7 protein-coding genes are annotated in these 14626 nt (G+C 64.6%); 1 reads left to right on the top strand and 6 read right to left on the bottom strand.

The features are described from left to right. Positions 1-34: 34 nt before the first annotated feature. From entS to fes, 4 genes are all read right to left on the bottom strand, one after another. Positions 35-1288, bottom strand: coding sequence for an enterobactin transporter EntS (entS, locus tag KHA73_RS01300; RefSeq protein WP_234587596.1), 1254 nt, complete (start codon positions 1286-1288; stop codon positions 35-37). A 178-nt stretch (positions 1289-1466) separates the two neighbouring features. Continuing rightward, a complete protein-coding gene (locus KHA73_RS01295) occupies positions 1467-5363 on the bottom strand; it encodes an enterobactin synthase subunit F (RefSeq protein ID WP_380738657.1) in 3897 nt (1298 codons plus the stop codon). A gap of 79 nt (positions 5364-5442) precedes the next feature. Beyond that, positions 5443-5649 (bottom strand): MbtH family protein, encoded by a 207-nt coding sequence (locus KHA73_RS01290; RefSeq protein WP_234587592.1) that lies wholly within the window; start codon positions 5647-5649, stop codon positions 5443-5445. Further along, a complete protein-coding gene (gene fes / locus KHA73_RS01285; RefSeq protein ID WP_234587590.1) occupies positions 5624-7012 on the bottom strand; it encodes an enterochelin esterase in 1389 nt (462 codons plus the stop codon). The genes KHA73_RS01290 and fes overlap by 26 nt, the downstream gene beginning before the upstream one ends. Before the next feature lie 284 nt (positions 7013-7296). On the opposite strand from fes, the gene KHA73_RS01280 reads away from it, so the two are divergent. Further along, entirely contained in the window at positions 7297-9579 is a 2283-nt protein-coding gene (locus tag KHA73_RS01280) for a TonB-dependent siderophore receptor (RefSeq protein WP_234587588.1), read from the top strand. 847 nt (positions 9580-10426) lie between these two features. Here the strand turns inward: KHA73_RS01280 and KHA73_RS01275 are convergent. Together KHA73_RS01275 and KHA73_RS01270 are read right to left on the bottom strand one after the other, a co-directional pair. Beyond that, positions 10427-11659, bottom strand: coding sequence for a YncE family protein (locus KHA73_RS01275; protein ID WP_234587586.1), 1233 nt, complete (start codon positions 11657-11659; stop codon positions 10427-10429). Between the two features lie 47 nt (positions 11660-11706). Continuing rightward, on the bottom strand, positions 11707-14601 hold the full coding sequence (locus tag KHA73_RS01270) for a condensation domain-containing protein (protein WP_234587584.1): 2895 nt from the start codon (positions 14599-14601) through the stop codon (positions 11707-11709). Positions 14602-14626: the final 25 nt, after the last annotated feature.

The raw sequence follows: 14626 nt of genomic DNA, 5'->3' as shown, positions 1-14626 counted from the left end.
TCTTTCGAGCCGCCGCGCTGCCGACTTCACGCCGTTACTTTTCGGCGACGGGCTGCGGTTGCGGTTTGTTCAGGGTCACCTGACGCAGCCCGGCCATGGCGAAGGCCAGCAGGATGCCGAAGGCCGCCGCGCCGAAGCCGAAGCCGCTGGCGCTCATCGCCGGCAGCATAAATGCCCCCATCGCCCCCAGCAGCAGCGCCCCCAGCGCGTCGCCAACCACGTTCTGCGCCGTCCACAGGCCGTTGATGCGCCCCAGGAAATTGTCCGGCGTCAGGCTTTGGATCAGCCCATACTGCAGCAGCGAATTCAGCGCGCTCAGGTAGCCGAAGGCCACCAGACACAGCAGCGCCAGGCTGTACCACGGCATCAGGCCGAACAAACCGATAGCGACGAAGGCCGCGATGGCGGTCAACAACATCACCCAGCCCGGGCGCGCCACCTGCGCCACCCGCCCGCTGGTGAAGGCGCCTATTGCCGCACCGAGCGGCACCGCGGCGTACATAAAGCCGAGATGGGAAGCGTCAACCCGCCAGCCGCCGGCCAGCGCCGGGTAGAGCACGCGCACCGCGCTGGCCATGGTCAACAGCGCGCCGATCAGCGCCACCATGCCAATCACCTTGTTCTGAAACAGGAAGCCAAAACCGCCCGCCAGCGCGCGCAGCGGGTGTTCACGCGGCTGCGGCGGCGGCATCAGCTGCGGCAGGCTCAGCAACGGCAACAGCGTCAGCAGGGTGCCAAATGCCGCCAGGCCGTAGTTCCAGGCAATGCCCATGTTGGCGATCACCAGGCCGCCGACCGCCGGGGAAAGAATGGAGCCGAAGCGCACCGTCAGCATGCTGATGGCGCCGGCCTGCACGATGTTTTCGCGCCCCACCAGCGCCGGGGTCGCCGCCAGCAGCGCGGTCACGCCCACGGCGCCAAAGAAACCGTCCCATACCGCCAGCAGGTAAATCGCCGTCAGGGAAGGCGCAGGCAGCGCGGCGTTGATGCACAGGCCGACAAAGCCGATGCCGCAGGTGGAGCGCGCAAACAGGATCAAACGGCGGCGCTCGTGGCGATCCGCCAACACGCCGCCCATCAGCAGCCCGGCGAACATGCCGCCGCCCGCCAGGGTCACCGCCAGGCCGACCAGCAGCGTCGAACCGGTCAGCGCCTGGATCTGCACCGGAATGGCGATGGCCATCAGCCCCAATGCCAAAATGGAAATAAAGCGCGCACAGAACACCGCCCGGAAGGACCGGTTGCTCTTCAGCAGGCCAAAATCAAGCAGGATAGAGGGTTTACTCATCGGTTCATCACCAATCTTCAAAAGGACATTGCGCCAGGGCTGCAACAGCGTGGGCGCTCATGCTAGCACAGATGGGGGTATCAATAATGATAATAAAACTCATTGACATTCAATAATCAGGCGCCGCCAAACGCCGGGATCACCCCCGACATTTGGCGGCCGACGCGAACAACGCCGGTTACAAAGCCCGCAGTATGCGGTTCAGCAACGGTCCCAATACTTTGAACGACGCCGGCGAGACGATATCCACATGCGCGCAGTCCAGCTCGTGCGCCTGCAGCGTATCGACGTACTGCGCCCAGGTCTGCTGCACGTCCATCCCCTCCTGCAAGGTGCGTTTGGCGACAAACAGCGTCGCCTGGCCATGGAAACGCGCGGTGCGGGTATGGGACAACAGCCGCACCGAGTCGGCGTAGTTGGCTTCGATATTGTCGAACATCGCCACGCGGGTTTCTCCCAGCGCCGGATCGAGCGTGTCCTGCGATACCGCCAGGAACTGCTCGCGCTCTCGCTGCACTTCTTTCAGCACGTTGTCGTCCAGCATCACGTCCCAGTTTTGGGTTTCCGGCGGGTAGGTGTCCAGCAGGCCGAGGAACGCCACCTGCTCGCCGCGCGCCTGCAGACGGGCGGCGATGCCCTGCGCCAGCGTGCCGCCCAATGAGTAGCCGATAAAGTGATACGGCCCGTGCGGCTGTACCTGCAGCACGGTCTGCAGGTGGGCCTCGACCACCTGATCCATATCCTCGCTCAGCGCCAGCGGGCCGTCCGGCCGCGGCGACTGAATGCCGACCAGCGACCAGTGCTGATCGATATAGCGCGGCAGCACGCTGAACTGCCAGGAAAAGCCCGAAGCCGGGTGCAGGCAGAACAGCGTCGGCCCGTCGGTGGTGCGCAGCGGCAGCACGCTGTCGAAGCCGCAGCGATCCGCCTCTTCCTGGGTGCGCTCCTCGGCCAGCAGCTGCGCCAGCTGTTCGACGCGGGAGGCCACCATCACCTGCCCGACGGAGACCGCCTTGCCCAGATCGCGGCGCAGCTCCGCCGCCAGGCGCATCGCCAACAGCGAATGGCCGCCGAGGGCGAAGAAGTCGTCGTCGGCGAACACCTGTTCGCGCTGCAGCAAACGGGCGAACACCGCTGCGATGTCGGCCTCCAGCCCGGCCTGCGGCGCGCGGCCGGCCTTGCGCTCCCCGCCCTGCGGCTGCGGCAAGGCTTTACGATCCAGCTTGCCGTTGGCGCTCAGCGGCAGCGCGTCCATTTCCACCAGCGCCACCGGCACCATGTGCGGCGGCAGGCGATCGGCCAGCGCCGCGCGCAGCACGTCCAGATCCCAGGCCACGCCCGGCTGCGCCACCAGATACCCCACCAACTGACGCGCGTCGCCGCCGGCGTCTACCGGCGTGCCCTGCAGCACCAGCGCATGGGTCACCGCCTGGCGCACGCCCGGCAGCGACAACAGCGCATGATCGATTTCGCTCAGCTCAATGCGCTGGCCGCGAATTTTCAGCTGATCGTCGCTGCGCCCCAGGTATTCCACTTCGCCGCCCGGCAACCAGCGCGCCACGTCGCCGGTGCGGTACATGCGGCCGCCGTCGCCGTACGGGTCGGCCACAAAGCGGCCGGCGGTCAGCTCCGGCCGCCCGAGGTAGCCCTGCGCCAGCTGGATGCCGGTCAGGTATAAATCCCCGGCGACACCCGGCGGCACCGGCCGCAGGCGCGCGTCCAGAATGCGCAGGCCGGTGTTCCATACCGGCAGGCCGATCGGCACGTTGGCGCCGGTCACCCGCGCCAGCGCTGCGCCGTGGGCCGGATGCCAGGTCACGTCCACCGCCGCTTCGGTCGGGCCGTACAGGTTATGCAGCGGCACCGCGGTGCGGCTCTGCCACAGGCGGCACAGCTCCGCCGGCAGCGCTTCGCCGCTGCAGAACACCTGGCGCAGTGAACTGCAGGCGGCGACCGCCGGTTCGCCGTCCAGTGCGGCGACGAACGCCGCCAGCATCGACGGCACGAAGTGCATGGTCGTCACCCGATGCTGGGCAATCAGCTGCTGCAACTGCTCGGGATCGCGGTGCGCCTCCGGCGGCGCCATCACCAGCCGTGCGCCGACCATCAGCGGCCAGAAGAATTCCCACACCGAAACGTCAAAACTGCACGGCGTTTTTTGCAGCACCACGTCGTCCGCCGCCAGCGGGTACTGGTGCTGCATCCACAGCAGGCGGTTGACGATCGCCTGATGGCCGACCAGCACGCCCTTTGGCCGGCCGGTAGAACCGGAGGTAAAGATGATATAGGCCGCGTGATCCGGCGTTGGGCCGTTGACCGTCACGCCGGCGGCGCGATCGGCCGGCAGCGGCGCATCGTAGAGCAAAATGTCGCCCTGGCCGGCAAAGCGCGCCTGCTGGGCCGGGCTGGTGACTATCAGGCGCGGCGCGGCGTCTTCCAGCATCATCGCCAGCCGCTCGTCCGGATAGCCGGTGTCCAGCGGCAGGTAAGCGGCGCCGGCCTCGACAATGGCCATCAGCGCCAACGAAAGAAACACCGAGCGCGGCAGCGCAACCGCCACAATGTCGCCCGGCCGCACGCCCTGAGCCGCCAGTTGACGCGCCAGCGCGCCAACCTGTTCACGGGCTTCGCGGTAGGTGAAGCTGAAGTGGGCGTCGGCCAGGGCCGGCGCGTCCGGCGTGCGCTGCGCCTGCTGCGCCAGCAGGCTGCTCAGCGTCGTAGCCGGCACCGGATGCGCGGTGTCATTGACTCGAGCCAGCAAAGCGTGGTCTTCCGGCGTCAGCATGTCGGCTTCGCCGATCGGCAAATCCGTCTGAGCGGCAAACTGCGCCAGCAGCAGCGGCAGGCGCCGCAGGTGAGCCTGCAATTCCTGGCGGCTGTAACGTTCGGCGTTGGCCAGCAGCTCAACCTTCAGCTGGTTGTTCCCGTCGATGAACAGCGCAATCTCCAGATCGCGCACCGGCCCGGAGGCCAGATCGCGGGTTATGCCCTCGATGCCGGCGAAATCCAGCTGGTAATCAAACATCTTGAAGTTGAATACCGTGCCGTACAGCGGCTCGGCATCGCCAATGCGGCCCAGATCGCGCTGCACCTGTTCAGCGTCGTAACGCTGATGGCGGCGCAGGCTTTTCAGCTCGCGGCTGATGCGGGCGGCGGCTTCATACAGCGTGGCCTGCGGCTCGAGGTGCATTTCCATCGGCAGCACGTTGATCACCGGCCCGGCGGCGCACAATGCGGCCGATCCGGTACGGCGCATGAAAATGAAGCCGGCGCTGAAGCTGGGTTGGCCGCTCAACCGCGACACCCACAGCGCCAGCAGCGCCACCGCCATATCGGCGGCGTTCAGCTTCTGTTGGCCCCCGGTCTGCACCAGCGCAGCGAATGCGTGTTCATCGCAGTGCTGTTCCAGGCGGTGAATGCGTGGCGTCGGCACCTGTCCGGCCAGCGGCTGCGGGCATAGGGTCGCCGCCGGCGGCAATTGGCGCGCCTTCTCGCGCCAAAAATCGGCATCGCGCTGCCAGGCCGGCGCCTGCCGATAGGCCTGATACTCCGCCACCACCTCGCTGAACGGCGTGAACGGCGTCGGCTCCAGCGGCTCGTCGCGGCAAAGGTGGCTATACAGCGCGGCGATGCGCCGGGCTATGGCGGTAAAGCTGAAGCCGTCCACCAGCATGTGATGATAGCGCTGGTACCAGAACCAGCGGTTATCCGCCAGGCGCATCAGCACGTTGCGATATAATGGCATGCCGCTGCCGGCACGCAGTTCGCCGGCCAAATCAATCTCCATCAGCGCCCGTGCAGCGGCGGCGGCGTCCGGTGAATCAGCCAGATCGACGAGCTCCGGCTCGCGCACCGCCAGGGTTTCGTCCAGCCACTGCACCGGCACGCCGTCGCGCTCTTCGAAACGCAGCCGCAGCGTATCCACCTCGTTCAGGCCCAGAGTAATGGCCTGCAGCAGCAGCGCCGGGTCGATCGGGCCATTGAGTTCGATACAGTGCGCCACCGCATAAGCGTTGCGGTGCGGGGAAATTTGGTCTGCCACCCAGATGCCGGGCTGAGCGGCAACCAAAGGCATTTCACCGGCAACGCGAGGCCCGGTGGCGGAAATTGGGGTTTGTGACACTGCTAATGCTCCCGTTATTACCTGGTGCCGATCACGCCATTGGCGGTGATACCGGCCGAATATCCTGCCAATGCTGCTCCAGCCAGCCGACGCACTCTGCGTGCGCCGCCGGGCCGAAAGCTACCGTCCAGAGAGAGGGAATGGCGCAGAAATCCGGCCACAGGCTATATTGTTGTTGTACGTTGCGCAGCACCAGGCTGCGCTGCTGTTGATCATCGAACGGATTCAGCTTTTCCATCATGTTCGCCTTGCGCCGTTGAAAGAGACGATTCCGACTGCGTGGGATAGGCGGTGGCGAAGGCAGCGGCCCATGCCGCCTGCAGCCCGTCGGTCAGGCCGCTGCGCCAGCACAGGGCGTCGTGCCCGCCCTCCACCACCCGGTAATGCACCCGGTGCCCGGCGTTGCTCAGCAACGTCGCCATCTGGCCGCTGACCCGGTGCACCAGTTTTTCATGCGAGCCGGCTTCCATAAACACCTTCAGCGCGCCGTGATTGCCCAACCCCTGTAGCTCCACCTGCTGCATCAGCCAACAGGCATCTTCCGGGACAGTCGGCTGCTGCAGCATGTCGCGCCGCGGCCACCAGTAGGATCCCGACTGGCTGATCACCGCGCCAAAGCGCTGCGGCCAACGCAGCCCGGCGAACAGGGAAGACAGGCCGCCGAAGCTTTGCCCGGCCACCACAGTGCTGGCCGGATTGTCGCTGTGCGGCGCCCACTCGGCCAACTGCGGCAGCAGCTCTTCCTGCACCGCCAGCCAGAAATCTTCCTTGCAGGTCAGTTCACGCGCCCGATGCTTCAGATCGATGATGTCGATCAGCAGGTAGACCGCTTCCGGCAGCGCGCCCTCGCGGGTCAGCTGCATCAGCGGATCCCACACCGGCATCTGCTGCGCCCAGAACTGGCCGTCGAGCAGAACGGCCAGCGGGCGCTCGCCCGGCCGGCTTTCACCGGTGGTGTAGACCCAGACGTTACGGCTGTTGCCCAACCGCTCGCTGTGCCAGGTATGGCGCTGCAGGCGCGCCGGCGGCGGCGGCGTGCAGCGCCCGCTGGCGATTTCGTATTCGTCGAATGCGCGCCATGCCGGCTGCGGCGGCGCGTCCGGCATATGCAGGCCGGACAGGCAATTGCCGCTGGTGCCTGGCCAGGAACGGTGCGGGTTGAGCAGATCGTGCGTGGCGCTGGCGAACACCTGGTGCCACCAGTGGCGCACGTTGTGCATGTTGGCGTGCGCGTCGTCGCCGCTGAATTCCGGCGGGCGCTCGTCAAAACAGGGGATAAAGCAGTAGCTGCCGCGCCAGGCGCCGTTCAGCTCGGTCTGCCAGTACCATACGTCGGTGCCGTCCAGGCGTTGCAGGCTCTGCGGCGGGTTCGGCTGATGGTGGTCGGTCAGGCAGTTAATGTGGATCCATACCCGCCGGTAAGCGGAGGTCAGTTCGCATCCCTGAGGATCGCGCCAGAAAAACGTGGCTCGCCACCGGCCATCGCCCGCCGGCTCCACCCAGGGAGTGCCGCGCCGGGCCACTTTCAACCACCAACCGGGGCTGCCGGCGTGGGAACTGGCCAATAACTTGCTGCTTTCTGACTGTAATTCTGTATTCACAACGCCTACCCATCTTGTAGTTGGCGGCTCAGAGAAACGCTGACATATCCGTATCGACAGGAGCCACCCAAACGCACGGTATATCGAATACTATTGATAATTATTTGCATTTGCAATAGTGTGTGACGCTTGGAGATCGGGCTGGTCTTGCGCGCAACGGACAGGGATCGGGGATAGCAACGCAACATCCCTTGCCGCAGCCGATTTTCTATTTCCGACTACACAAAAACTACAACCGCCCTTCCCCCACTCTGCGCGGGATGGCAGCAAGGTAGGAAACTCAAATGAACAGCAAATTATCTCGTTATTCGTTAGCCACCATCATCGGGTTAGGACTCGGCACGTCCGTCATGGCCAGTGCCGCACAGCAAACAGACACCACGGCCACCGAAGAAAACGCCGGCGCAGCCGATAAAAAACCGCGTTCGGAAGACACCATCGTGGTCACCGCCGCCCGGCAGAACCTGCAGGCGCCGGGGGTTTCCACCATCACCGCCGACGAGATCAAAAAACGCCCGCCGGCGCGCGACATCAACGAACTGATCCGCACCATGCCCGGGGTTAACCTGACCGGCAACTCCACCAGCGGCCAGCGCGGCAACAACCGCCAGCTCGACATCCGCGGCATGGGGCCGGAAAACACCATGATCCTGATCGACGGCAAACCGGCCACCAGCCGCAACTCGGTGCGCCAGGGCTGGCGCGGCGAGCGTGACACCCGCGGCGATACCGCCTGGGTGCCGCCGGAAATGATCGAGCGCATCGAAGTGCTGCGCGGCCCTGCCGCAGCGCGCTACGGCAACGGCGCCGCAGGCGGCGTGGTCAACATCATCACCAAGAAGGCCGGCAAAGAACTGCACGGCGCCTTGAACGGTTATTTCAACGTGCCGCAGCACAAGCAGGAAGGCGCCACCAAGCGCACCGACTTCAGCCTGTCCGGCCCGCTGAGCGACACCCTGAGCTTCCGTCTGTTCGGCGGCTACAGCAAAACCCAGGCCGACGCCTGGGACCTCAACGAATCTCACAAATCTGAGCGCGTAGGCGCCTATGCCAGCAGCATTCCCGCCGGGCGCGAAGGCGTGGTCGACAAAAACATCGACGCATTGCTGCACTGGGACTTCGCCCATCTGCAGTCTCTGGAGTTTGAATATGCCTACGGCCGCCAGGGCAACCTGTACGCCGGCGATACCCAGAACACCAACACCAACGCGCTGGTGCAAAGCAACTACGGCAAAGAAACCAACCGCATCTACCGCGAAACCTTCGGCCTGAACCACCGCGGCGCCTGGGACAGCGGCGTCAGCACCAACAACTACATTCAGTTCGAGCGCACCCGCAACACCCGTTTGAACGAAGGCCTGGCCGGCGGCACCGAGGGCATCTTCGATACCAAAAACAGCGGCTTCGGCACCACCAAGCTGGACGATTTCCTGGCGCACAGCGAAGTCAGCGTGCCGTTTGAGCTGGGCGTGGCGCAAACCGCCACCCTGGGCACCGAATGGAACCAGCAGCGGATGAAAGACGGCACCTCCACCAGCCAGACGCTGATGGGCGGCACCATCCCCGGCATGGGGAACGGCACGCGCAGCCCTTACGCCTCCGCCCATATCTTCTCGCTGTTCGCCGAAGATAATATCGAGCTGACCGACAGCACCATGCTGACGCCGGGTCTGCGCTACGATCTGCACTCCGAGGCCGGCAACAACTGGAGCCCGGCGCTGAACCTGTCGCAGGAGCTGGGCGACAACTTCACGCTGAAGATGGGCATCGCCCGCGCCTACAAAGCGCCTAACCTGTTCCAGACCAACGGTAACTATTTGCTGTACAGCAAAGGCCAGGGCTGCGCGGGCGGCGATATCAGAAATGGCTGCTACCTGCTGGGCAACGACGATCTGAAGGCGGAAACCAGCGTCAACAAAGAGATCGGGCTGGAGTTCCATAACGACGGCTGGTTGGCCGGCGTGACCTACTTCCGCAACGACTACCGCAACAAGATCGAAGCGGGCACGTCTCGCATCGCCACCAGCAGCACCGGCACGGCGGTTTACCAGTGGGAGAACGTACCGAAGGCGGTGGTTCAGGGCCTGGAAGGCACGCTGAACGTGCCGGTCAGCGAAGCCGTCACCTGGAGCAATAACGCCACCTACATGATCGAGAACAAGAACAAGAGCACCGGCGACTATCTGTCGGTGATCCCTAAGTTCACCATCAACTCGACCCTGAGCTGGCAAGCCACCGAGGATCTGTCGATGCAGTCCACCCTGACCTGGTACGGCCGTCAGAAGCCGAAGAAATACAACTATCAGGGCAAACCGGCGACCGGAACGGAAACGCGTGAGGTCAGCCCTTACGCCATCGTCGGCGCCAGCGCCAGCTATGACGTGACCAAAAACCTCAGCATCACCGCCGGTATCGACAACCTGTTCGACAAACGCCAGTTCCGCGCCGGCAACGCGCAGAACGTGGGCGACCCTATCACCGGCGCGATCAATATCGCCGGTGCGGGTGCAGCCACCTTTAACGAACCGGGCCGCACCTACTATATGAGCATCAACAGCCACTTCTGATAAAAGTGAGCCAATGCAAAGGGGCGCTGCGGCGTAATGCTTGTCAGTTAGCGTTTTTCTGCGGGCGTTCGTGAAGTTTTCGGTCAATAAAGGTGAGATGCACCATGAGACTCACGCGCCTCGACCGAGCAAGGGGCCGTAGGCGCGGCCCCTTGCAACCCGCGCCCTTGCCCAATCAGACGGTTGGCTGCGCCAACTTCCCTCCCTCCGTCCCGTCGCATCACGGCCGGCTACGACAGGCGTCCCTGCCTGTCTCGCCTGAAACCGCCGTCCCTGGCGGTTTCGCCTATGCGCCGCTCCTGCGTTCGGCGTCTTCAAGGGCGCCCAACACCCTGCTCATCTCACTATTTTCACTGTCTTCCATAACGCAATATCAAACTGAGGGGACAGGTTGCCCGGTGGCGGCAGATCCGGGTGTTGACCTTGGGCGCGCATCACCGGCTGCCGAGCAAGACGGCGTTGTCAGGGGCAACCGGCCAGGGAAGGCCGGTTGAGGCGAGACTAACAGGGACGTTTGTCGTAGCCGACCCGCCCGACAACGCGGGTGCAGCGAGGACAAATCTGCCGGGAGCAGATTTGAACGCTGCTTGCAGCGGCCCCGAAGGGGCGAGGCCCAGGACGGGCCGAGTAATTCCCGCAGGGCAGACGGTGTTAAGCGAGGGCGCGGGTGGAGGGGCCGCGCCTTCGGCCCCTCCAATTGCCGTTCATTGCGCTAGCAGAGAAATGCGGGATATTTACGGCAATTCATCCTGCGCAGAGCGTACAGAGATTGGATAAAAAAATGCCAGTCAGGCTTAACTGACCGGCATTAGGCGCCGCAGCGCCCCTTTTTACTTCCCCAATCCCGTTACTTCGCGTGCAGTTGAATGCGCACCACGCTTTCCGGCTTGCCGGCCTTGGTGGAAGCACCGTCGTTTTTCACCGTGACGAACAGCGCGTTGCCTTTCGGATCCAGCGCCAGGCTATTCGGATGCGGCGGCAGATCTACCGTTTGCAGGCGCTTGAGCGTCTTGGCGTCGAACACCGTCAGGGTGCCCGCGCCCTGTTCGACGCGCACCCCTTTGCGGTTGGCGACGTACAGACGCTGATTGCGATCGTCGAGCAACAGGCCAATCGGCACCTCATCCGTCAGCTCGCTGGCCAGCACCTTGCCGCTGTCCGCATCCAGCGCGAACACCCGGTGGCCGCTGCTGCGCTTCACGTAGTCATGCCCCAGGTGGGTGTTGCGATAGTTGTCGCGATCGATACCCTGATCCACCCCCAACAGGCGGTTGCCGGCCGGATCGTACACCAGGTTCAGCAGCTGATCGGCCTGCACTTCATGGGTGGCGGTAATCGCCAGCGTGTCGGCGTTCAGGGTGATCACCTGCCCCTGCATGTTGGAGACGAACACCCGCCGCCCTTTCTCATCCAGCGTAATGCCCACCGCGTTGTAGCCGAAACCGGGGATCACCTTCTCCAGCTTGCCGGCGCGGGTGTCCACCACGTACAGCACGCTGTCGACGCCGAAGCCCAACCCCGGCAGGAACAGACGGCCGGTGTGCGAGTCATATTTTATCTCGCGGATGCGGTACTGATAATCTTCGGTGATCTTGAACTTCTTCAGCTCTTCCAGCAGGAAATCCAGGCGTTTGCCGCTGATGCCCGCCTGCTTGTAAGCCTGCTCCAGCACCACCTTATCCACCAGCTTGATGGAGCTCAACGCGTGGTTAGCGGCGGTATCCACCACCCCGACTTCACCGTTGAAACCCTGGGTCAGGTACAGCCGGTTGCCGGCATCGTCCAGCGCCACGCCGAAGCCTTTCACCTTCAGCGGGATTTCCGCCTGCACCCTCAGGGTGTTCGGATCCAGCCGCAGCACGCGGGAGCGCGCCTCTTCCTTCCAGTCTGGTGCACTGACGAACAGCGCCTGCTGCGCCGGGCTGTAGGCCATTTCCACCACCGCCGACGACAGCGCCTGGCGCTTGATGTCCTGCGGTTTGATCCCGGCGTCTTCCGCCTGCGCGGCGCCGGCGACCACCAGCGAGGCCGCCACCAGCAGCGACAATAAGGCGCGGGGGGTTGCTATTGTTCCAGACATCCGTTTATCTCCTTGAAAATCATGCGATTGATTAGAGTGAAACAACATTATTGCCGCGGCCCTGGCGGCAACGCCGCCAGCGCGATATCGCCGGCAGTGTGTCGGGCAAACTGGGTAAACACATGCTGAACGGTGGTGGCGATCAGATTCGCCTGTTCGGCGCTGTAGTGATCCTGGCGATAGGTCATCATCACCCGCAGGGATTTCACCCCCGCCAGATCTTCCTCCATCACCTCGAACTGCAGGCCAAGCAGCGACTCGGCTTTTTCCGGCTCGACCTGCCGGTAGGCCACCGAGCTGCCGTCCTGCAGCCTGAATTCACCGTTCAACTTGATGCGGCTGTGGATCTGGATAAACACTTCGAACATGTGGTTCTTGCGATCGGCGTCTATGCCGAACAGCCCTTCTTCCACCAGATCGATCGGGATATCCGTATAGGGCATCGAACCGTTGATGGTGTTCTTCACCTGGTCGATCAGCCCGGCCAGCGTCAACCGTTCGCCGAAGCGCACCCGGTGCACCACTACGGTGGTGAAGTAACCGACGGTGTCGAAAAACTCGGCGTCGTTGCGCCCGGACGTGGAGGTGCCCACCAGCAGATCCGCCGGCCCGCCGAGCAGGCGCAGCGCAGCCGTAATGCCGGCATAGACCACGTTGAACAGCGAAGCGTTGTTGCGGCGCGAAAGCTGATACAGGCCTTCCGCCACCGCGGTGTCGACCTCAAACTCCAGCCAGCCGCCGTTGACATCCGCCGGCGCCGGCACTGCCGGATGATTTGCCGGTTCCTGATGGAAGATCGGTTGGCCGACCGGCGCGTCGCGCAGGTTGTCGAGCCAGTAATCCAGCTGCCGTTGCTGCACGCCGGACGCCCGCTGCCGGCGGGCGAAAGCGTAAAACTGCGGCGGCGAACCGGCCCACTGCGGCGCCTGCCCCGCCACCCGATGGCGGTAGGCGATGCCCAGCTCATCCATCATCAGGTTTAGCGACCATTCATCCAGCACCACGTGATGGAACAGCAGCGAGAGCAGCTGTTGCCCGTTCGCCGCATCGCGCAGCAGCGTGACACGCAGCGGCAGCTCGGCGGCCAGGTTGAAACGATGCTGACCCGCCTGGGCCAGCAGGGCGCTGGCGTCGCCGGCCGGAATCTCGTGGGAGAAGTGGAACCAGCTATAGTCCGGCAGTTCGGCCGCCGGCACCACCTGCTGGCGCACTTCGCCCTGTTGTTCGACAAACAGCGAACGCAAGACGGTGTGGCGCGTCATGACGTCGATAAACGCCTGGCGCAGCGCTGTTTCATCGACCGAATCAAAGAAGCGGATAGAAAACGGCAGGTTAAAGATTTCGTCGTGGCCGAAGGCCTCATACACCTTCCACAGCGACTCCTGCGCCAGCGACAGCGGCGCCTGCACCGCTTCGCCTTCGTCTTCAACCGCCGCCGGGCTGACCGGCAGCGCCGCCTGGCGTTTGGCGTAACCCGACAGGCCGCGCGCCGTCGGGTGGCTGAACAGGTCGTTAATATTGAGTTCGAGCTGATGCAGGCTCAGCAGCCTGCCGATCACCCGGGTGGCGACCAGCGAATGGCCGCCGCGATCGAAGAAGTCTTCATCCGCGCCCATCTCGGGGGCGGCCAGCGCCTCGCGGAACTCGCTCAGGATCAGCTGGGCAACGTCGTCATTGGCGGCGTTATCCGTCACCGGGGTCTGGCTGGCCACGGGGTTGGCGTCGGCAATCGATGCCGTGATGACCCGCTGCCCCGCCAGGAAAGCGACAAACTGCTCCAGCAGGAAAGGCGCCGCGTGCGGTGAAAGACGCGGATCCGCGACCAACTCCAGCGCCAGCGAGTCGGCATCCGGCAAGCTCAGCAGCAAGGCCAGTTCAAACGGCGTGTGCAGCGGCGGCAGCAGCAGCGGTTCAACCCGCACGCCATCGAGCTGCAGCCCGGCGGTGATATCGCCCCGCCAGCTTACCAGCAGTTGCGCCCGCTGCGGATCCGGCGTTTCGGCCATCGCTTGCGCCAGCAAGGCATGTTCGGCCTGGGGGTCGTCATGGCGCACCGTCAGGCGTTTCAACGGCACGGCGGTAAGGCCAATCTCCAGCCCGAGGGCGTCGTCCGCCTCGGACTGCGGCACACACAGCTGAACGGCTTGCCCGCCGGCCTGCGCGGCAATAAAAGCGCCAAAGCGCGCCGCCACCGCCGTCAACAGCGCCAGCGGCGTTTCGCCGGCGGGCAGTTGCGTACGCGCCATGCGGGTGGCGATGCGCGCCCCCGCCTGCGGCAGGCCGGGATCCTGACGGTAATCCCACAGCGGCAGAGACTGGCGCGCCCAGGGCAGCTGGAGTTCGGCGTTTTCCGGCGGTGCGGCCGCCGCCAGCGGCATAACGCTTTGCGGCGCAGCCTGCTGGTTATACAGCGCCGACAGCGTGGCCAGCAAATGCCGCCATGGCAGCGTTTGCGTCAAGATATCGTGCATCACCACGCCGAGCAGCGCCGGGCCGCGCTCGGCCAGCAGCAGCAAGCAGCGCAGCGGCGGCTCCCTGTCCAGTTCGAACGGCGTCGACTGCGCCTGCAACAGTTGGCGGATCGCCTGCGGCTCATCCGCCACCGGCTGAATGCTGACCGGCTGCAGCGCTGAATCGCCCGGGCGTTTGTACAATCCGCGTTCATCATCGAAGCAATAGCGGACGTCAAGACCGGGCGTGAGGCGCATCAACGCCTGCAGCGCCCCCGCCAGCCGGCCAATGTCGGCGTCGCCGTTCAGCCGCCAGGCCAGCGCCCGCTGCCCATTGGCGCCGCCCTGCTGCAGGTGGGCAAACCACGCCAGCTCTTCGGCCTCGCTCACCGGCAGGCTATCGCCCGCCGCCCCAGCGCCCAGCGCCAGAAACGCCCTGTCCAGACGCTGGGCCTCTTCATCGCTCAGAATACCGTCGAAATCACCGCTCACTGCTGTATCTCCTGTAGCAGAGGAA

Source organism: Serratia entomophila, assembly GCF_021462285.1.
Classification (GTDB): domain Bacteria; phylum Pseudomonadota; class Gammaproteobacteria; order Enterobacterales; family Enterobacteriaceae; genus Serratia; species Serratia entomophila.
This window is presented reverse-complemented; position numbering and strand designations above follow the sequence as displayed.